This window comes from Sphingomonas pseudosanguinis (assembly GCF_052056765.1).
Classification (GTDB): Bacteria; Pseudomonadota; Alphaproteobacteria; order Sphingomonadales; family Sphingomonadaceae; genus Sphingomonas; species Sphingomonas pseudosanguinis.
Genome location: NZ_CP189888.1, coordinates 1,189,556 through 1,209,776, shown reverse-complemented (window position 1 = coordinate 1,209,776; position 20,221 = coordinate 1,189,556). Strand labels below are relative to the sequence as shown.

Below are 20,221 nucleotides of genomic sequence, written 5' to 3'. Positions count from 1 at the left end.
GGCCCCTCCACGCCACCCGGCGGCCCCTTCGTCTAGCGGTTAGGACGCGGCCCTTTCACGGCTGAAACACGGGTTCGATTCCCGTAGGGGTCACCATTACAAGCCTATCAATGGCTTAGATGGTGACGATTCGAGAAAATCTCGTATCGAGATCTCATCCTTTTGTTCTGGTTTAACCTCCTTCGCCGCTACGATCGGCGGATGGACATACCGGCCCGCGATCCCACGTGGGAGCCGCGACGCGCAAATTCTTGCGCTCAATCTAATCGAACAAAATTAATTGGTCCGCCAGGGAAGCATCGCCGTTGCGGAACTGTCCCACCTTCTAAGCAAGTTGCGCCCCCCGAAGCGATAGGCCGCCCGCCGCCGACGTTCCTGCATCGATCGCGGTCGCGACCCGTTGCGCCAGTCAGGCAAGATCTTGGTCGAAGGAACCGGTCATCATCCATTGCGCAAAAACGGTGGCCACCCCTCATTGGTTGGATAGGATCAGCATATGGACATGGCCACGCTTCGCAACATTGCCGCTTTTGCCCCTATCCTATCAGAACCGGATTTCGTGACGGGCGCATGGACCGAACCCCGGCGATCCTCCGAAGGGGTTATCACCATGCCCTGGTTCCACTTCTCCGACCCCGCCGCCGCCTTCGTCACTGCGATCGCCAGGGAGGATGTCGCCGCCCATTACCTCAGGCCCGTGGATGACGAGGCCCGTTCCACGGCCATGCACATGATCGAGCATCCCCCGGCCATCGCCAATGCCAGCGTCGAACAGATCGGCTGGATTTTGACCTATCTGTTACGGGCGGACCGCTTCGTGGAGGGATCGCTGGCCCAAGCGTTCGACAAGGGCCTGATGCGCGCCATCGCGCAACGTGCGGCCATTCTCGGCAACGTCGAGCGGACATAACGAAAGCCCCGCTAAAGCAGATTAGCCTAGTGGGGTTTTTAATGCGCACCAAGGTCAGCGAGTACATTCGGATAGATCGTCAGCCGACCGAGGCCGCGATAGACATCAGCCGGGATGATACCCCCTCAATCTCGATGACGATCGCAATCCTCCGTATATAATCGACGACGCCGACTTCGTCGTTCGCGGCATGCCACGGGTTTCTCAGCGCGATGACGAAGACAAAGCCGAAACCCGGCGATATGAGCCGGCGATGGCCCGGTTGCTCCTGTTCAACAAACCCTTCGGGGTCCTGTCCCAATTCACGGATCGCGGATCACCCACGGTGCGATCGACCTTGTCGGACTTCATCGCCGTGAAGGGCGTCTACCCCGCCGGGCGGCTCGATCGGGACAGCGAAGGTCTGCTGCTGCTCTGCGATGACGGGAGACTGCAGGCGCGCATCGCCGATCCCCGCTTCAAGATGCCCAAGACCTATCTTGTTCAGGTCGAAGGCGATCCGCAGGAAGCAGATCTGGCCCGCTTGCGGCAGGGCGTGCTGCTCAAGGACGGCATGACCCTGCCCGCCGAGGTGGCGCGGATCGACGCGCCCGATCTATGGCTGCGCGATCCGCCGATCCGCCAGCGCAAGCTCATTCCCGACAACTGGCTGAGGATCACCATTCGCGAAGGCCGCAATCGGCAGGTCCGGCGGATGACGGCGGCGATCGGCTTGCCGACCTTGAGGCTCGTCCGCTGGTCGATCGGTGACTGGTCCGTCGCCGGGATCGCACCGGGCCAGTTCGAAGAGGTGTCGACCTCGGCACACGGTTCGCAGCGGCCCGCATGACCGATGGCTCCGCTCGACAGCATCGCGGTTCGAGATCGTCCCTGTTGCCGCCACCCCCAAAAGCTGGTTTGAGACGTCGCGCAAAGGGCCTTGACGGTCATCGCCCGGCGCCCTTGTCCTCCACCGCGTGCAAAAGCCAATCGGCAGGTTTTTGAATTTCCATGAATTATCGTCACTCCTTCCATGCCGGCAACAGCGCCGATGTCGTGAAGCACAGCCTGCTGATCGCGCTTATCCGCGCCCTGCAGCAGAAGCCGGGCGCCTTGACGCTGATCGACACCCATGCCGGCTGCGGCCTCTACGATCTGGGCGGCGAACAGGCCCAGCGCACCGGTGAGGCCGTGCACGGCGTGGTGCGGGCCTTTGCCGATGCGAACCCCCTGCTGGACGACTATCGCGCCGCCGTGCGCGCGGTGAATGCCGGGGCGGAGCCGCAACTCTATCCCGGCTCGCCGCAATTCCTGGCGCAGCTTCTGCGCCCGCAGGACGTGCTGATCCTCAACGAAAAGCATCCCGAGGACGCCCGCACCTTGCGCAGTGCGATGCGCGGCACGCCCGCCGCCGTGCACGAGCGCGATGCCTATGAGCTTTGGCTGGCGATGCTGCCGACCCGGACGGCGCGCGGCGTGGTGGTGGTCGATCCGCCCTATGAACAGACGGACGAGCGCACGCGCATCGCCACCACGCTCGCCGCGGCGCATCGCAAATGGGCGCATGGCGTGACGGTCATCTGGTATCCGCTGAAAGACCGCGAAACCCACGAGCGGTGGAAGCACCAGTTGCACCGGCTCGGCATCCCGAAATTTCTATCGGTCGAGCATTGGCTGTACGATGCCGATCAGCCCGGCATCTACAACGGCGCAGGCCTGTTCATCGTCAATCCGCCCTATGCCTTCACGCAAGTGCTACCGCCACTGTTGGATGCCCTCCGCGCCGCCTTGGCACCAGAAGGGCATCGCGGCGAGATCACGGCGGACTGGCTGAACGGCTGAAAGCTCGGCCGGATCGACATTCAGGCCGCCTTCCCTTCTTTCCGCCCCTTACAGGGGACGAATCAAAAAGGGCGGCGAGCCGAAGCCCACCGCCCTTTCCAAAACCTAGAATCAGACGATCAGGCCGTCACCGCCCCGTGGCAATGCTTGTACTTCAGCCCCGAGCCGCAGGGGCACGGCGCATTGCGGTTCACGCGGCCTTCCCACTGCGCCGGATCGGTGCCCAGGTCCGCACCCTCGGGCTGCGGGATCTGCATCGGCGGCATTTGCGGCTGGAGCAGACCGCGTGCGGCGGCATCCCAGTCGTTGGTGTTGTCCTCACCGGTGAACGGGTCGAAGTGCGAGGTGATGAAGTCCGGCAGTTCGGGCAGTTCCGGCGGCGCCTGAAGCTGGAACTGGGCATAGGCGATGGTGCGCGTCACATCCTCGCGAATATTGTCGAGCATCCGCTGGAACAGCGAAAACGCCTCATGCTTATACTCGTTGATCGGCGTCTTCTGCGCATAGGCGCGCAGATGGACGACCTGGCGCAGCGCGTCGAGCGTCGCCAGATGCTCCTTCCAATGATGGTCCAGATTCTGGAGCAGGATCGACTTCTCGACGCTGGTCCAGGTGTCGGGTTCCAGTTCCTTGGCCTTGGCCTCGACCATCGCATCGGCCTCGGCCGTCACGCGTTCCAGCACGATCTCGGGATCGATCGCTTCTTCGGTCAGCCAGTCGTCGATCGGCGGCTCGAGGTTCAGCAGGTCCTTCAGCTGCTGCTTCATGCCCGCGACATCCCACTGCTCGGGATAGCTGTTGGGCGGACAAGCCGTGCCGACGATCGCGTTCACCGTCTCGGCGCGCATGTCAGCGACGACCTCGCCCACCGTCTCGGCATCCATGATGTCGGCGCGCTGTTCGTAGATGACCTTGCGCTGATCGTTCATCACGTCATCATATTCGACGACCTGCTTGCGGATGTCGTAGTTGCGGGCCTCGACCTTCTTCTGCGCGGTCTCGATCGCCTTGGTCAGCCACTTGCTGCCGATCGCCTCGCCATCCTCGATATTGCTGCGCATCATCTTGGCGAACAGCGTGTCCGGCCCGAAGATGCGGAGCAGATCGTCGTCGAGGCTGAGGTAGAAGCGTGACAGGCCCGGATCGCCCTGACGGCCCGAACGACCGCGCAGCTGGTTGTCGATGCGGCGGCTCTCGTGCCGCTCGGTGCCCAGCACGAACAGGCCGCCGGCTTCCAGCACCTTCTGCTTTTCCTCCGCGATCTCGGCGCGGATGCGCGTCGCCGCCGCCTCATAGTCCGGCGTGCCCTCGACCAGATCGGGATGTTCGTCGAGCATGCGGAATTCGAGGTTGCCGCCGAGCTGAATGTCGGTGCCGCGACCCGCCATGTTGGTCGCGATCGTCACCGCGCTGAGGCGGCCGGCCTGCGCCACGATATGCGCTTCCATCTCGTGATAGCGCGCGTTCAACACCTTGTGCGGCACGCCCTCCTGGGTGAGGAATTCGCTCAGCAGTTCGGACTTTTCGATCGAGACGGTGCCGACCAGCACCGGCTGGCCCTTGGCGGCGTGGTCGCGGATTTTCTTGGCGATCGCCAGGAACTTGTCCTGGGTGTTCTTGTAGAACTCGTCCTCCTCGTCGACGCGCGCGATCGGCAGGTTCGTCGGGATGGTGACGACGTTGATCTTGTAGATGTCGTAGAATTCGCCCGCTTCGGTCGCGGCGGTGCCGGTCATGCCCGAAATCTTCGGGTACATGCGGAAATAATTCTGGAAGGTGATCGAGGCCATGGTCTGGTTCTCGGGCTCGATATTGACGCCCTCCTTTGCCTCGACGGCCTGGTGCAGGCCCTCCGACCAGCGACGCCCGTCCATCATGCGACCGGTGAACTCGTCGATGATGATGACCTTGCCGTCCTTCACGATATAGTCGGTGTCGCGCTTGAACATCATGTTCGCACGCAGCGCCTGGTTCAGGTGGTGGACGACCTGGGTATTCTCGAAGTCATACAGGTTCTCGCCCTGCAGCAACCCGGCCGCCTCCAGCAGGCGCTCGGCGCGCTCGGTGCCGTCCTCGGTCAGGATGATCGACTTCTGCTTCTCGTCCTTCTCATAATCGTCGGCGGTCAACTGCTTCACGATCGCGTCGACGCCGATATACAGCTCGGACTTGTCGTCGGTCGGACCGGAGATGATCAGCGGGGTGCGCGCCTCGTCGATCAGGATCGAGTCGACCTCGTCGACGATCGCGTAGTTGAAGGGACGCTGCACCATCGAGGAGCGCTCATACTTCATGTTGTCGCGCAGATAGTCGAAGCCGAACTCGTTGTTCGTGCCGTAGGTGATGTCGGCGTCATAGGCCGCGCGGCGCTGGCCATCGTCGAGATTCGGAATGATGGTGCCGGTGGTCAGGCCCAGGAAATTATACACCCGGCCCATGGTCGCGGCGTCGCGGCTGGCCAGATAGTCGTTGACGGTGACGACGTGCACGCCCTTGCCGGGCAGCGCGTTGAGATAGGTGGCGAGCGTCGCGACCAGCGTCTTGCCCTCGCCCGTACGCATTTCGGCGATCTCGCCGCGATGGAGCACGATGCCGCCGATCATCTGCACGTCATAGTGACGCTGGCCGAGCACGCGCTTGGCGGCTTCGCGGACGGTGGCGAAGGCTTCGGGCAGCAGGCTGTCGAGCGTCGCGCCGTTCGCCAGTTGCTCGCGGAACTTGACCGTCTGCGCGGCGAGCTGGTCGTCCGACATCGCCTCCATCTCGGGCTCGAACGCGGCAATCTTGGCGACGGTCGGCTTGAGCGACTTGACGTAGCGGTCGTTGGACGAACCGAACAGGGACTTGGCGAGGCCGCCGAACATAAGCGATTTCCTGACTGAAATATCGTGAGATGGGCGCAGCGCCGGTCGAAGCGAGGCGCGCGCGATCGAAATGGACTGGGGAATGGGGTCGGCCGATCGCCGACGCCTGTGCCTATTCGCGCCGGCGGCCCATGAACGGCGCCACGATCGGGCGCGGCATCGCGGCCAGGAACAGATCGCTCGGGCGGGCGATGTCGATCAGGCTGGCGAGCGGCTGCACTGGCCGGGTCGCGGCGCGCGCGACGGCGGCTTGCTTGGCGGCGGCGACAATGCTGCACTCTGCAACGACCCCACGCGCCTCCTGCCCACGCGCCGCCGACCCCACGCCGGTCAGCGCGGATAGAAGGGCGGAAAGGAGCAGAAGCAGGTTCATGCGAGGCTTGTCTTAGGCAGATACGCGCGGCGCGTCCATCCGTTGCAGCAACCTGCCAAATGGATGGCGTCAATCGCCATTCGCAAACATCCAACGCACCCTTGGCGACCAGTAGACGCCCGCCACCGCCCGCCCCTTTCGATTTCTGGCTGGATCAAATCGCGCCTTCTCGAGCATCAAGCGGCACGTTGATTGGTCCAGAAGCGCCTCGCCACTGCTTTGTAATACGACGCAACGACGAGGTTCGCCGGTGTTATCGACCAGCACCGCAACTCGAACACGCCCCCGCATGGGGAAGCGGGACTCTGTTATCTCGGTTCGAAATATTTCGGAAGGATCGGTTATCAATCGCGGCGGCGAGGCGCCGACTTTCGACAAACTCGCCGAAGGAGCTGAATGGCTGGGTGCCTGTCTCGGAACGGCAATGGCGTTCAATGTCGGTGCAAGGGTGAGGGCACATGTTCCTGCAATGGCCAACCAACCAATCCGAACGCCACGCCTCACCAGCCCACTTCCCCACATATTCCGCATTACATAGTGCAGTTCGAGGCGGTCTAATAGACCGCCGGAAGCGCTTGCCCCCGGTCCATGGTGGGCTATGTAGCTTGCCCTCATGAGCATCGCCACCTCTCCCCTCGCCCAGCCCTTTCCCGCCCTGCCCGCGATCGATGGCGTGACGCTGCGCGTCGCCCGTGCGCGGTACAAGAATTGGGAGCGCGCCGACCTGACCTTCGTGACGCTGCCCGAGGGGACCAGCGTCGCGGGCGTACTGACCACCAGCAAATGCCCCAGCCCGGAGGTCGAATGGTGCCGTCAGGCGCTGGTCCTGGGGCAGGCGCGCGCGCTGGTCGTCAATGCGGGCAACTCCAACGCCTTTACCGGCCATCGGGGCCGCGCCGCCGTCGAGGCGATCGCCGCGCGCACCGCCGCCGCGATGGAGTGCCAGCCCTCGGACGTGTTCGTCGCCTCGACCGGCGTGATCGGCGTGCCGCTGCCCATCGACAAGGCTGAAGCGGGCCTCGACGCCGCTTTCACCGCCGAGCCGTGCGGTTGGGAAGACGCCGCCGCGACGATCATGACCACCGACACCTTCGCCAAGGGCGCGACGACGACCGCAATCGTCGATGGCCGAACGGTGACGCTCGCCGGCATCATCAAGGGCTCGGGCATGATTGCGCCCGACATGGCGACGATGCTGGGTTTCATCTTCACCGACGCCGCCGTCGCGCCGGAGTTCCTGCAACGCGCGCTCGGCGCCGCCAATGGGCGCAGCTTTTCGTGCATCACGGTCGATGGCGACACCTCGACAAGCGATACGGTGCTGGCCTTTGCGACCGGCACGGCAGGCAATGCGCCGCTGGTCGATGACGACAGCGACGGGGCGGACGCCTTCCGCGCGGCGCTCGCCGATCTGTGCCATCAACTGGCGCTGCTCGTCGTTCGCGATGGAGAAGGCGCGACCAAGCTGATCGAGATCCGGGTCGAGGGCGCGGAGAGCGACCGCTCGGCGCATCGCATCGCCATGTCGATCGCCAATTCTCCGCTGGTGAAGACCGCCATTGCGGGTGAGGACGCCAATTGGGGCCGCGTCGTCATGGCGGTCGGCAAGGCGGGCGAACCGGCCGAGCGTGACAAGCTGTCGATCCGTTTCGGCGAGACGCTGGTGGCCAAGGATGGCCTGGCGGTGGAGGGCTATGACGAGGCCCCCGTCGCCGCGCATCTGAAGGGGCAGGAGATCGCGGTTGGCGTCGACCTCGGCCTGGGCGAAGGCGTCGCGACGGTTTGGACCTGCGACCTGACCCACGGCTATATCTCGATCAACGCCGATTACCGGAGCTGAGGGCGATGCTGACCATCTGGGGCCGGATCAACTCGCATAACGTCAAGAAGGTCGTCTGGCTGGCCGAGGAAATGGGGCTGACCTATGACCGGCGCGATGTCGGCGGGCCGTTCGGGATGGACGCGGGCTATCGCGCGCTCAATCCCAACGCACTGATCCCGACAATCGAGGATGATGGCTTCGCGCTCTGGGAGTCGAACAGCATCCTGCGCTATCTGGCGGCCAACCATGGCGGCGAGGCGTTCTATCCGGCCGATCGGAAGGCGCGGGCCTCGGTCGAGCGGTGGATGGACTGGGGCTTCACCTGGGCCGATGCGATCCGGCCGATCTTCTTTCAGATGGTGCGGACCGAGGCCGACAAGCGCGACACAGGCTTGGTCGAGCGGAGCGTCGCACGCGCGGCGGGGCTGTCGGCGATCCTCGACGATGTGCTGGGGCGGCAGGACTGGCTGTCGGGCGATGCGTTCGGGATCGGGGATATTCCCGTCGCCGCCTATGCGAATACCTGGTTCCAGCTGCCGGTCGAGCGACCGTCACGGCCGAATTTGGAGCGCTGGTATGCCGCGCTGCAAGCGCGTGCGCCATTTCGTGACGTGGTGATGATCCCGTTGAGTTGAGCCGTCTGCGGCTCAGGGCTCTGTGAGACACCTTGCCCTCCCCTCGATCCCCTCCCGCCTGCGGGAGGGGAGGAAGAAGGGGCGGCAGGTTATGAAGCCTTCTCGCGCCACTTGGCACGCCCCTCCCGCAAGCGGGAGGGGATGGGGGAGGGCACCGAGCCTCGCAGAGACCTACGCCGCATCTCTCCGCCCATATTTGGGATGGGCTACCGGCTTCGCCTTACAACGCCCCCTCAAGCCAAGCCTTGATCCGGCCCTTCGGCTCGGCGCCGACCTTGGTCGCGGCGGCGTTGCCGCCCTTGAACAGGATCATCGTCGGGATGCCGCGCACGCCGTAACGACCGGGGGCGTCGGGATTGTCGTCGATGTTCAGCTTGGCGATCGTCACCTGCTCGCCCAGTTCCTCGGACAGTTCCTCCAGCGACGGGCCGATCATCTTGCACGGTCCGCACCATTCGGCCCAGAAATCGACCAGCACCGGCTTGTCGGAGTTCAGGACGTCCGCTTCGAAGCTAGCGTCGGTGATCTGCTTGGTTGCCATGTTCGTTTCTCCTTGATCGCGTACATCTAGGTCGCGCGCTCCGGTCGCTCAACCACCAAGTGGCAAGCTTTGCTCCCCGTCGCGAAAGCCGGGCTTGTGCGCGGCCAGAACCGTGTCGGGCACCGGGATCAGACGCGGGCCGGCGGTATAGAGCAACGCCACGGAGACGCGCCGGCCGGGGAAGATGACCTCCAGCGCGGCGGCATAGCCCGCCATCTGCGCCAGATGGAACACCGGCACGTCCTCGATCCCGTTCGGTGCGCGCCGCCCGGTCTTGTAATCGATCAGCCGGACCTCGTGCGTCCCGATCAGCAACCGGTCGACCCGGCCCGACACCACCAGCCCGCTGTCCAGCGTCGCCGCGATCGGCGCCTCGGCCAGCGATCCCGGCCCGAACAGCTCGGCATAGGCCGGGTCGTCGAGGATACCGAACACCGCCTCGCTGACGTCGGCGCGCAGAGCGGCATCCTCGACCCCGGCGGCCTGCGTCAGCCAGCGCTCGGCCGCCCCCCGCCGCGCCTCGGGCGCCACCGGGGGCAGGCGTTCGAGCAGACAATGGATCAGCCGCCCGCGCTCGGCCGCCGCGCGCATCGCCGGGGTCGGCGGCGGATCGGCCACCAGATCTTCGCCCAGCGACGAAGGCGCCAGCGGACGCGGCGGACGCGACTCCTGCGGCGCGGGGCGGTGAATCCAGTCGGGCAAGGGCGCGTCCACGTCGGCTAGGGCACGGGGTGCGGCAACCCCAGCGCGCGGTGCGACCGGCTCCTGCGGCGCCACGCCATGGAAGGTCCGCGACTGGCCATCGCCCGGCTCGGTCTCCGGAACATTCAGCGCCGTCATGGCGCGCGCGCAGGCGGCGTACCAGCTGTGCATCGGCGGCACGCCCGCCGCCCGCTTGCCCAGCGCGCCGGCGACCACCAGCTGTTCCTCCGCCCGCGTCGCGGCGACGTAGAAGAGCCGCCAATGCTCGGCGAGTTCGCGCGCGGCGATCTCGGCGGCCACCGCATCGAGCGGCCCGCCCCGTTCGTCCGCGCGCGGCGGAAAGACCGGAATGGGCAGCGCGCCCGGCTCGGGCGTCCAACGCAGGATTGATCTTGGCGAGGCGGTCGGATCGGCGGTGGCGTCGGCCAGGATGACCAGAGGCGCCTGCAACCCCTTGGACCCATGCGCCGTCATCACCCGTACCGCGTCGAGCGGCGCGGACGGGTCGCGCACGATCTCGACATCGCCGCGATCGAACCAGTCGAGAAACCGCTGGAGCGACGGCGTCGTCGTGCTCTCAAAGGTCAGCGCGGCATTCAGCAGTTCCTCGATCGGATCGCGCGCCTCGGTCCCCAGCCGGCGGATCAGCTTGCGCCGCCCGTCGAGCGGCCCCGACAGCAGCTCCTCCAGAAACTGATAGGGCGTGAACACATCGGCGCGCCCCAGCATCTGCCGCAGAGGCGCCAGATCGTCGGCGGGAAGATTGCGCGTCAGATGCGCCCAGAGCGATCCGCGCTCGCGATGCCCGGCCTCCATCAACCGCTCCTGCGACCAGCCGATCAGCGGCGACACCAGCAGCGAGGCCAGCGACAGATCGTCCTCGGGTTGCAGCACGAAGCGGATCGCCGCCAGCAGGTCCTGCACCGCCAGCGGGGCGTTCAGCCGCAATCGGTCGACGCCAGCGACCGGCACCCCCTCGGCATAGAGCCGCGCGACGATCAGCGAGGCCAGGTCGCCGCGCCGCTTCACCAAGATCATGATGTCCTGCGGCTCCAGCCGGCGGCCCTTGCTCTCCAGCATCAGCCCGTCGTCAAGCCAACGGCGAACGGCGCGCGCGATGTCGGTCGCGACCTTGCGCACCGCATCGTCGATCCAGCCTTCCTCGTCCTCGTCGCTGCCCCCCGCCACGACCGGTGGCCACAGGGTGACGCGGCCGGGGCCCTTCACCTCGCTGGCATGACGCTCGACCTCACCGGCCAGCCCCATGCCCGGCTCCCCCAGCGCCTCGACCGCGGCATCGACGAATTCCAGGATCGGGCGCGTCGAGCGGAAGCTGTGCGTCAGCGACAGGCGGTTGAACGGCAGGCCGCGTTCCTCGGTCGGCCAGTCCTCCTCGCCCGCCACCTCCAATGCGCGGCGGTGGAAATGCTGCTCCGCCGCCTGGAAGTTGATCGGGTCGGTGCCCTGAAAGCCGAAGATCGCCTGCTTGTAATCGCCGACGGTGAACAGCGTGCGGGTCGAGGGCGCATAGAGCCCCCGGCCGACGAAGAACTCATCGGCCAGCGCGCGGACGATCAGCCACTGGTTGAGATTGGTGTCCTGCGCCTCGTCGATCAGAACATGCTCGGTCACCTGATCGAGCTTGTAGCGCACCCATTCGCCGATCCCCGGCCGCTCGAGCAGATCGACCGTGACGCGGATCAGATCGTCGAAATCGACCGCCCCGATCGCGCGCTTGGCCTGACCATAAGCACGGGCATAATCGCGCCCGACGCTCAGGCCATCGGCGAGCAGATCGGCATGGCGCGCGCGAGCGGCAAGACCGAGCAGATAGCGGCAGGCTTCGCCCACCTCGCTCGCCACATCCTCATAATCGGGGTCGGCATCGACCAGCTTCTTGGACGCCTTGCGCGGCTCGCCCTTGGCGGTGAAGACCGTGCCCATCAGGTCTTCGAGCAGCGCGACCCGCCCCGCCCGGTCGCTGGCCAGCCAGCGCTCCATCGCGGCGGCGGCCTTTTCGCCGGTCGCAGTGCCCCAGGCGCGATTGGCCCCCGCCAACCGGGCGACGGCGTCCTCGTCGATGTCCTCAACGCCGTCGGCGATCGCCTCGTCTATATCGCCCGAGGGCAGGTCGAGCGCGCGGCGAAGCCACGGCCCGATGCCGCTGGGCAAGGCCTCCAGCGCCGCCGGCGCACGCGCGCAGGCGGCAAGAAAGGACTCCGCCCCGCCCTCGCCCAGCCGTAGCGACAGCGCGCCGACCGTCTCGACCGGGCCGACACGGCCTTCGCGCTCGGCCATTTCCAGCATCCGCGCCAGCGCCTCGCGCGCCAGCACCGCCTCCTCACGCACTTCCAAGGGGCGAAAGCCGGGGGCCAGCCCCGCCTCGACCGGGAAGGCCGCGAGCAGGCCCTGGCAGAAGCCGTGAATGGTCTGGATTCGCAGCCCGCCCCCCGGCGCGTCGAGCACACGGGCAAACAGCGTGCGCGCGCGTTCGCGTCGTTCGGGATCAGCGGTTTCACCCAGCGCCTTCAGGTCGGCGAACAGCTCGGTCTCGGGCATCCGCACCCAGGCGGCGAGCCGGCCATTGATCCGCTGCGCCATTTCGGCTGCGCCCGCCTTGGTGAAGGTCAGGCACAGGATCGACTCGGGCGCGACGCCGCGCAGCAGCAGGCGGAACACGCGCGCGGCCAGCACCTGCGTCTTGCCGGTGCCAGCCGAGGCGGACAGCCATACATGCGCGGTGGGATCGCTGGCGGCGGCTTGATCGCCCTTCAGCGGGGGCAGGTTGGCCATGGGGCGGGCGCTCATGCGGTGTGCTCCGGGCGGGGGGCGGGGCGTGCGCTTCGACTTCGCTCAGCGTGAACGGAGGTGGTGGCGAGTACCCGCGAACGACCACCGCTTACCCGCCACCCCCGTTCAGCCTGAGCGAAGTCGAAGGCCACGCCCAAACGCCCGCCCCGGACGACGTGCATCCCGTGCGCTTCGACTTCGCTCAGCGCGAACGGATGTCGGGGTTCAACGCCCTCCCCCGCTACCACCGACATTTCACCGATCACGGCCATACCATTCATCCCGCCGCATCAGCTGATCATATTCCGCATAGGGTGCATATTCGGGCACCAGCTTGGCGGTGAACGGCGCGTCACCGGTCAGCCATTGCCCCGCCGCATCGGCAAAATTCGCCGCCGCGATCGATACGAACTCGTCGGTGCGGATGCGGTCGCGCTTGCCGTCGGGATCGACCGGCGTGGCGATATAGCCCAGCCCCTCGCGCCCCCGCCCCAGCGACCAATATTCGAAGCCGCAGGCCTTGCCGCCCACCCCCTCGAACCCGCCCCGCTCGGCGATCAGGCCGAGCAGGCCGAGCTGCAAACTGAACCCCTCGCGCACCGCGACCGCCGAGGGCGGCTTGCCGGTCTTATAGTCGATCACCACCAGCCCGCCGTCCTGGGTGCGGTCGATCCGGTCGAACCGGCCGGTCAGGGTGACGCCCGCGAGCTTCGCCTCGCCCTTGCCCTCCGCGCTCAGGACATGGCGCCCCTCGCCGGCCTTGGCGGCGACCTCGGCGGCAATCCAGTCGATCGCCTCGATCAGACGCGGCTGCCACAGCGCGCGCATCATCGGGTGCGTCCGCTGGTCGCGCAGCATGGCCAGCGCGCGCGGGCGCAGCGCCTCGACCGCGCAGCCGTCTTCCTTCCACCACGCTTCCAATATGTCGTGGACGGCGGTGCCGCGCCACGCCGCGCTGGGATCGGCATCGACCGGATCGAGCGGGGTCAGCCGCAACACGCGCCGCGCGTAAAAGGCGTAAGGATCGGCCTTCAGCCGGTCGACCTCGGTCACCGAGATGACGGTGGGACGAAGGCGCGCGAGCGGCTTGGGCGCGGGACGGTCGACGGGGACGTAATCGTCCGGCCGGTCGAGCCGTTCCGCCCATCCCGCCAGCGTCGGATGCCCTTCGAACCGCTCGCCCGCCATCGCCTGAAGCCGCAGCCAGAAGCGCGAGGCGAGCGTCGGACCGCTCGCATCGCGGCGCGCACGCGTCAGGATCGCGCGCGGCGCCCCCATCGCCTGCGCCAGATCATGCGCCGCGATGCCGATCCGCTGCTCCAGCCCGACCAGCCCCAGCTGCGCCCGGATGCGCGGCGCCAGCCACGGGTCGGGCGCGGGCCGGCCGGGCCACATCCCCTCGTTCAGCCCCGCCGCGATCATCAGGTCGGCGGTCTGGAGCCGCGCCTCGATCGGGCCGTAGATGGCGAGGCGCGGATTCTGACCCTCGCGCGGGATGGCGCGCACCGCGATCTCGTCGAGCAGACTGCGCATCAACCCTGGCAGATCGGCCGGATCGATCCGCGCCGGGCCGTGATCGGCCTGTTCTTCATAGCCCGACAGGAATTCGGCCGCCGCGCGCCCCGCCGGCCCGGTCCACAACGCATCGCCGCACAGCGCCTGCCCGCATTCGCGCAGACAGGCGAGCAGCCCGCGCAACGACTGCGCCCCATCGCCGAAGGTTCGGCCGACCGGCGCCAGCATCGGCGCGACCTTGGCCCAGAAGCCGGACGCGGTCGGTCGCTCGGCGATATGCGCGGCAATACCGTCCAGCCCCGGGGCCGGCCGTGGCCCGCGCAGCCCGCGATCGAGCGCCCGCACGCCGTCCAGCCAGTCGACCCGCTCCATATCGCCATGGATCAGCGGGTGCTTGAGCAGCGCCAGCAGCGGCAAAGGCGCGAAAGCTTGCGCCGCCGCCTCGGCAAGTTGCAACAGGAAGGTGCCGGGCAGCAGGATCGACAAAGGCCGTCCCGCCGTATCGTCGATCAGGATGTTCCAGCGGCGGCAATGCGCCGCGACGCGCCGGGCCAGCGCACGATCGGGGGTGACCAGCGCGGCCGTCCGCCCCGGCTCCTCCACCGCCTCGCGCAGTGCGATGGCGATGGCCTGCGCCTCTTCGGCGGGGGTGGCGAGTTCGATCGTCGACACGCCCGACAGGCGGCGGTCCTCGGCGGGCAGGTCGGTCCATTTGCCGGTGAAGTCCGCCGGCGCCATGGCATTGGCGATGGCCCGCCCGCGCGCCGGCCCGGCGTCATAATCGCCGCCGCCGCGCCACACCGTCACCTCGTCGCGCCCGACGCTCATGCGGTCGAGCAGCAGCTTCAACGCATATTGCGGATGCGTCTCGATCGACCGGCGCACCCGACCCGTCACGGGATCGGGCTTGTGCGGCCCCAGCGCGTCCCATTCCTCCGCCGGCATGGTCAGGTCCAGCCCGGCGAACACCACCGACCCGCCCGGCATCTCCGACACGCAGCGCAGCACCCGCGCGACCGCCGGTGCGGTATCGGTAACGCCCGCGGCACAGACGAAGCCGGCGGGCGGCTGCTCGCGCCAGCGGCCGACGACCCGGTCGAGCAATAGCGTCCGCCGCCGCGCGGCATCGATCCGCCCCATCCGCTTGAGTACCGCCGGCCAGCGATCGAGCACCACCGAAAAGGTCTGGAGCGCCGCCTGCCAATGCTCGGTCAGCTCCGGCCCCAGATCGAGCGCGGCCAGTTCGGAGGGCTCGACCTCCTCGACCAGCATCTGGTCAAGCGTGCGCGCCAGATCGCCCGCCAGCCGCACCGCCTCGGCCGCCGTCACCGGCTGGCCTGCGCGCTTGCGCTCCTCCTCGACCAGCCGCGCCAGGATCATGCGCCGCGCATGGGGTGCGATGGCGGGCGGCGGCGGCGCGTCGGCATCGGCGGGGTCGAGCGCCGAGCCGGCCGCCTCGCCCAGTTCGGGGTCGCCCAGCGCGACCATGCGCGGCAGGATCAGCCCGCCGCCGCTCGCGCGCACGAACGCCTCGGTCACCGCGCGCACGCCGCGATTGGTCGGCAACAGGATCATGCCCTGCGCCAGCGTCAGCGGATCGCCGCCGGTGCGGCGCATCAGCCCGGCGACCAGCGCGTCGGCAAAGCCGCGATGGGCAGGAATGGTATGGAGGCGGGGGCGGCGCGGCTCAGCCATCCGCCAGGATCAGCTCCGTCTGCGGAATGGCGCGCGGCGTTCCGACATCGAACCACAGGCCCTGATGCACCTGGCCGAAGGCACGGCCGGCCTCGATCGCGCGGTCCCAGAACAGATTGGTCGAAAATGGCCCTTCGGGCGCATCGACGATCAGACGCGGGTGAAGGATCTGCAATCCCGTATAGGAAAAGGGCGCGACCCGGTTGCGCGCGCGCCGCGCGGTGATCCGGCCATCGGGGCCGAGATGGAAGTCGCCATGCCCGTTGTGATTATGCGCCCGTGCCAACGGCACCATCAGCAGCAACGCGTCCATCGCCGCATCGTCCCAGCGCGAGGACAGCAGGCGGATGGCATCGACCGGTCCGTCGATCCATAGATTGTCGCTATTGACGACCAGCACCGGATCGTCCCCCAGCAGGGACCGCGCCTTGACCAGCCCGCCACCGGTTTCAAGCAATTGTTCGCGCTCGTCGGAGATGATGATCTCGACTTGCGGAAACCGGTCGCGCAGATGCGCCTCGAGCTGGTCGGCGAGATAATGGACGTTGACGACCGCGCGCTCGATCCCGGCCGCGATCAGCCGGTCGAAGACATGGTCGATCAACGGCTTGCCTGCCACCGACACCAGGGGCTTGGGACGCGTCGCGGTCAGCGGACGCATCCGCTTGCCAAGACCAGCGGCCATCACCATCGCGGTACGGGGCACGCGTCCGCCGGGTACGGGACGCAGCGAGAGCTGTCGGGTCATCAACCGTTTCCTTGTTGCGCCAGCATATGCGGATCGCCGCGCAATTCGGGGGGGACATTATCGTCGAACCATGCCGCGACCGGTGCCAGCACCGGGTGCGACAGGTCGCGCTCCAGATAGGCCCAGACGCGCGGACACAAAGCGGCATAGCGCGGCTTGCCGTCGCGCTTCCAAAGGCGGGTGAAGATGCCCAGGATCTTGGCGTTCCGCTGCGCGCCCAGCACGTGATAGGCGTTCAGGAACGCATCGCCCTCACCGGTCGCGGCCAGATAGCGTTCCAGCATCGCCTGCTCGATCGACGGCTCGACATCGCGGCGCGCGTCCTGCAGCAGCGAAACGAGGTCATAGGCGGCATGGCCGGCCAATGCGTCCTGGAAGTCGAGCAGGCCGAAGGTGCGCAGCGGCCCGACCAACATCAGATTCTCGACATGATAGTCGCGCAGCACGGTGACGGGATTGTCAGTGATGGCATGGGCGAATACCTGCTCCCAGGCGGCGCGATAGCCCTCGACATCGACATCCAGACCGACCGCCGGGCCATACCATTCGGGGAACAAGCCCGCCTCACGGTGCAGCACGGCGGCATCATAGGGGGCCAGACCCTCGGGCGCATGACCGCGCAGCGCCGCGAGCAGATCGACCGCGCCGCTATAGAGCGTCATGGCCTGATCCGGATCGGCCTCGATCGCCTCGCGCATCCGTTCGTCGCCGAAATCCTCGATCAGGACCAGCCCACGTGCCTCATCGGCGCCCAGGATCGCGGGCGCGGCAAAGCCCCGGCCGACCAGCCAGCGCGCGATGGCGATGAAGGGACGCGGGTCCTCATGCGGCGGCGGCGCGTCCATCAGGACAGCGCTGCGCCCGTCCAGCCTCACCCGGAAATAGCGGCGGAACGAGGCGTCACCGGCGAGCGGCGCGATGACCGCGCCCTCCCATCCGACGCTGGCAAGAAAGGCGGGCGCATCCGCCGGCGGGGTCATATCGGCCATCGCGCTTCCCAGCCCGAGGGCACCCTGGCTGTCAAGATACGACCGCCATCATCGTCCATCTCCAGCGTCAGCGCGAGCGCCTGCGGCCAGGCATCGGGGCCGGCGCGATCGGGCCATTCGACGACCAGCGCCGAGTCCCACAGCGCCTCGTCGAGCCCCAATTCGTCGAGCTGCTCCGGCCCGTCGAGGCGGTACAGATCGACATGCAGGATCGGGATGCGCGTCTCGGGCGGCGCATAGGGCTGGACGATCGCGAAGCTCGGGGACGGCGCCTCGCCGGGCAGGCCGAGGGCGGCGAGCAGCCCGCGCGCCAGGCTGGTCTTGCCCGCGCCCAGCGTGCCGGTCAGCGTCACGACGTCGCCGGGGCGGATATGCGCGGCGAGACGCCGGCCGAAATCCTCGGTCGCCGCGGCATCGGCCAGATGGATCGTCATGCCTTCTTCTCCACCACGCGGCGCGGCAGCTCGACCGTCACCAGCGTCCCCTGCTCCGGTTCGGACAGCAGCGTGATCGTGCCGCCATGCGCCTCGACGAACTGCTTGGCGAGCGGCAGGCCGAGCCCCAACGCGCGTTCGCCGGTCGCCTTGATCTCGGGCTCGGCGAACCGGTCGAAGGCGTGGGCGACCGCCTCAGCATCCATCCCCTGCCCGTCATCCGACACGATGATCCGCGCGCGCCCGGAATCGCCATCGGCGTGCAGCAGGATACGTCCGCCCTCGGGCGTCTGCTCGACCGCGTGGCGCAACAAATGCTCGATCACCTCCTGCAAGCGACGTCGGTCGCCGGTAACGCGCCCGACCGAGCGCTGGATCTCGACCGCGAAGTCCAGCCGCCGCCGCCCTACCACCGGCCGGATCGTGTCCGCCGCCGTCCGGGTGACGCGGGCCAAGTCGACATCCTCGCGCGCGATCTCCGCCCCCTCATCGCCGCGTGTCAGGTCGAGCACGTCGTCGACCAGCAGCCCCAACCGCTCGGTCGATTCCAGGATCGCCTCGACATAGCTGTTCGCCGTATCGGGCAACGGCCCGGCAAAGCCGCCATGCAGCATCTCGGCGAACCCGCTGATTGAGGTCAGCGGGGTGCGCAACTCATAGCTCATATTGGCGACGAAGGCGGTCTTCACCCGGTCCGCCGCCTCCAGCGCATTGGCGCGGTCGCGCAGCGCCTGCTCGGCGCGCCGGCTGTCGGTGATGTCGAGCAGCGTGATCAGCGCATTGCCATCGGGCAACGGCACGCCGGCGAACTCGTAATGACGGCCATCGGCCATCGCCACCCTTCCGCCGCGCTGCTGTCGCTCGATCGTCGCCGAGCGGACCAGATCGACGATCAGCGCCGAGCGATTGGGCGTCGCCAACCGGCCCGCGACCTTATCGGCGAAGACATCGACACGCGGATGGCTGGACAGAAATTCCTCCTCCAGCCCCCAGAGCGCGCGGAAGCGATTGTTCCACAGCTGCAACCGGCCATCGGCGGCGAAGACGCCCAGCGCCTCGAACAGATTGTCGAAGGTCGCGGTGCGGACGCGCAACAGCGTGTCGCGCGCGGAGGCGAGCTGAACCTCCTCGGTCCGGTCCTCGAAGATCAGCAGCAGGCCGCCATCGGGCAGCGGCTGCGCGACGACGCGCAAATGCGTGCCGCCGGGCAGATGCCATTGCTCCTCGATGCCGCCGCCCGCCTGGCGGAACCAGCCGACCCGCTCCGCCTTCCAGCCGGGGAAGTCGCGCACCTCGGGGCTGCGATTGGCCTCGCGCATCCGCTCGAGGATACGGTCGAATTCGGGATGATCGGCCAGCCATTCGGCGCGCATCGCGAACATGCGGCGGAAGGGCTGGTTGCAGAAAACGAGCTCGCGGTCCGGCCCGAAATGCGCCACCGCCGCCGACAGCCGGTCGAGCATCGCGCGCTGCGCTTCGGCGAAGCGCTTGGCCCCGGCGCGCGACTGTTCCAGATCCTCGATATCGACCGCGAAGCCCGCGATGCCGCCGGTGGTCAGCGGCACGTCGAAGATGCGCAGCGCCCGCCGCGCGCCATCGATCGTCGCGGGCAGCACCTGTTCGTGCGGCCGCCCCTGATCGCGCGCCGCAGCGGCCCCGGCCAGCGGCCCGCCGCGTCCCGACCCTTCAACCAGTTCCAGCCCGCGCGCCACCACATCGGCGGCATCGCGACCCTCCACCGCATCGACATAGGCGGTGTTGACCATAGCGAGCCGCAGATCGGTGCCGCGATACCACATGGGCAGTGGCGCCGCCTCGATCAGCCCGGTCAGCGCCTCGAGCGCGTCACCCAGCCGCTTCGTCTCGCCGTCCAGCCGTGCGATCTCGTCCTGCGCCTCGGTCATGTCGAGCGCCCAGACGACGACCGCGCCGCTCGCCCCCTGATCCTGCGGCGCGCGCGCGCCCTCCAGCACCAGCGTGCGCGACGAGCCCTGCGGCCGGACGATGCGGCGGAACCGGCGGCCGGTCTTCTGCGCGGCGGTCAGGTCGGCGGCGAGCAGCGCGGCATCCTCGGCAGTCAGGCCGCTCTGTTCAGCCGTCATCTCCTCCAGGAAGCGCGCGGGGTCGACCAGCCCCAGCCAGTCGGCCAGCCGCGCGGGCATATCGATACGGCCATCGGCGCAGACCAGCATCGCCTGCGCGGGCCCGGCGCGCAGCAGCCCGTCCAGCCGTTCGTGCTCGCGCCGCACCGCGCCGGCTTCCGCGCGGGCGCGCAGGCCAAGGAACAGCAGGAGTGTGCCGACCAGGATCAGCACACAGGCGCCAGCGCCCAGCAGAACCGCCTCGACGCTGTTGATCGTGATCATCCGCAAGGGTCCGGGG

The 20,221-nt window shown here is 67.8% G+C and carries 15 protein-coding genes and 1 tRNA gene; 6 read left to right on the top strand and 10 right to left on the bottom strand.

Annotated features, from left to right (window positions below):
- The first annotated feature begins 21 nt into the window (after positions 1-21).
- The 4 genes from ACQHGV_RS05435 to ACQHGV_RS05420 all read left to right on the top strand — a co-directional run bounded on the left by ACQHGV_RS05435 (position 22) and on the right by ACQHGV_RS05420 (position 2,731).
- Positions 22-96 (top strand) — tRNA-Glu (locus ACQHGV_RS05435).
- Positions 97-496: 400 nt separating this feature from the next.
- Entirely contained in the window at positions 497-910 is a 414-nt protein-coding gene (locus tag ACQHGV_RS05430) for a DUF6508 domain-containing protein (RefSeq protein WP_440979727.1), read from the top strand.
- A 253-nt stretch (positions 911-1,163) separates the two neighbouring features.
- Positions 1,164-1,739 carry a pseudouridine synthase gene (locus tag ACQHGV_RS05425; protein ID WP_440979726.1) on the top strand — a complete coding sequence of 192 codons (576 nt, stop codon included), beginning with the start codon at positions 1,164-1,166 and terminating at the stop codon, positions 1,737-1,739.
- Positions 1,740-1,900: 161 nt separating this feature from the next.
- On the top strand, positions 1,901-2,731 hold the full coding sequence (locus ACQHGV_RS05420; protein ID WP_440979725.1) for a 23S rRNA (adenine(2030)-N(6))-methyltransferase RlmJ: 831 nt from the start codon (positions 1,901-1,903) through the stop codon (positions 2,729-2,731).
- A 119-nt stretch (positions 2,732-2,850) separates the two neighbouring features.
- Here ACQHGV_RS05420 and secA read toward each other — a convergent pair whose 3' ends face one another.
- The 3 genes from secA to ACQHGV_RS05405 form a co-directional block, all read right to left on the bottom strand.
- A complete protein-coding gene (secA, locus tag ACQHGV_RS05415; RefSeq protein WP_440979724.1) occupies positions 2,851-5,595 on the bottom strand; it encodes a preprotein translocase subunit SecA in 2,745 nt (914 codons plus the stop codon).
- Positions 5,596-5,707: 112 nt separating this feature from the next.
- On the bottom strand, positions 5,708-5,968 hold the full coding sequence (locus ACQHGV_RS05410) for a hypothetical protein (protein WP_440979723.1): 261 nt from the start codon (positions 5,966-5,968) through the stop codon (positions 5,708-5,710).
- Positions 5,969-6,037: 69 nt separating this feature from the next.
- Positions 6,038-6,259 (bottom strand): TonB family protein, encoded by a 222-nt coding sequence (locus ACQHGV_RS05405; RefSeq protein ID WP_440980150.1) that lies wholly within the window; start codon positions 6,257-6,259, stop codon positions 6,038-6,040.
- Between the two features lie 322 nt (positions 6,260-6,581).
- On the opposite strand from ACQHGV_RS05405, the gene argJ reads away from it, so the two are divergent.
- Both argJ and ACQHGV_RS05395 read left to right on the top strand, forming a co-directional pair.
- Positions 6,582-7,808: a bifunctional glutamate N-acetyltransferase/amino-acid acetyltransferase ArgJ gene (gene argJ, locus ACQHGV_RS05400; protein WP_440979722.1), complete on the top strand. Its 1,227-nt coding sequence runs from the start codon at positions 6,582-6,584 to the stop codon at positions 7,806-7,808.
- 5 nt (positions 7,809-7,813) lie between these two features.
- Entirely contained in the window at positions 7,814-8,425 is a 612-nt protein-coding gene (locus tag ACQHGV_RS05395) for a glutathione S-transferase family protein (protein ID WP_440979721.1), read from the top strand.
- Positions 8,426-8,645: 220 nt separating this feature from the next.
- Here ACQHGV_RS05395 and trxA read toward each other — a convergent pair whose 3' ends face one another.
- The 7 genes from trxA to ACQHGV_RS05360 form a co-directional block, all read right to left on the bottom strand.
- Positions 8,646-8,966 carry a thioredoxin gene (gene trxA, locus ACQHGV_RS05390; protein ID WP_183952160.1) on the bottom strand — a complete coding sequence of 107 codons (321 nt, stop codon included), beginning with the start codon at positions 8,964-8,966 and terminating at the stop codon, positions 8,646-8,648.
- Positions 8,967-9,014: 48 nt separating this feature from the next.
- Positions 9,015-12,476 carry a double-strand break repair helicase AddA gene (gene addA / locus ACQHGV_RS05385; RefSeq protein WP_440979720.1) on the bottom strand — a complete coding sequence of 1,154 codons (3,462 nt, stop codon included), beginning with the start codon at positions 12,474-12,476 and terminating at the stop codon, positions 9,015-9,017.
- Between the two features lie 237 nt (positions 12,477-12,713).
- Positions 12,714-15,668: a PD-(D/E)XK nuclease family protein gene (locus tag ACQHGV_RS05380; protein ID WP_440979719.1), complete on the bottom strand. Its 2,955-nt coding sequence runs from the start codon at positions 15,666-15,668 to the stop codon at positions 12,714-12,716.
- The gene (locus tag ACQHGV_RS05375; RefSeq protein WP_440979718.1) at positions 15,661-16,416 is read right to left on the bottom strand and encodes a nucleotidyltransferase family protein; all 756 of its coding nucleotides are present in this window, start codon (positions 16,414-16,416) and stop codon (positions 15,661-15,663) included. Before ACQHGV_RS05375 ends, ACQHGV_RS05380 begins: the two co-directional genes overlap by 8 nt.
- Entirely contained in the window at positions 16,416-17,396 is a 981-nt protein-coding gene (locus ACQHGV_RS05370) for an aminoglycoside phosphotransferase family protein (protein ID WP_440980149.1), read from the bottom strand. The genes ACQHGV_RS05375 and ACQHGV_RS05370 overlap by 1 nt, the downstream gene beginning before the upstream one ends.
- Positions 17,393-17,839 (bottom strand): tRNA (adenosine(37)-N6)-threonylcarbamoyltransferase complex ATPase subunit type 1 TsaE, encoded by a 447-nt coding sequence (gene tsaE / locus ACQHGV_RS05365; RefSeq protein ID WP_440979717.1) that lies wholly within the window; start codon positions 17,837-17,839, stop codon positions 17,393-17,395. The genes ACQHGV_RS05370 and tsaE overlap by 4 nt, the downstream gene beginning before the upstream one ends.
- On the bottom strand, positions 17,836-20,205 hold the full coding sequence (locus tag ACQHGV_RS05360) for a PAS-domain containing protein (RefSeq protein WP_440979716.1): 2,370 nt from the start codon (positions 20,203-20,205) through the stop codon (positions 17,836-17,838). Before ACQHGV_RS05360 ends, tsaE begins: the two co-directional genes overlap by 4 nt.
- Positions 20,206-20,221: the final 16 nt, after the last annotated feature.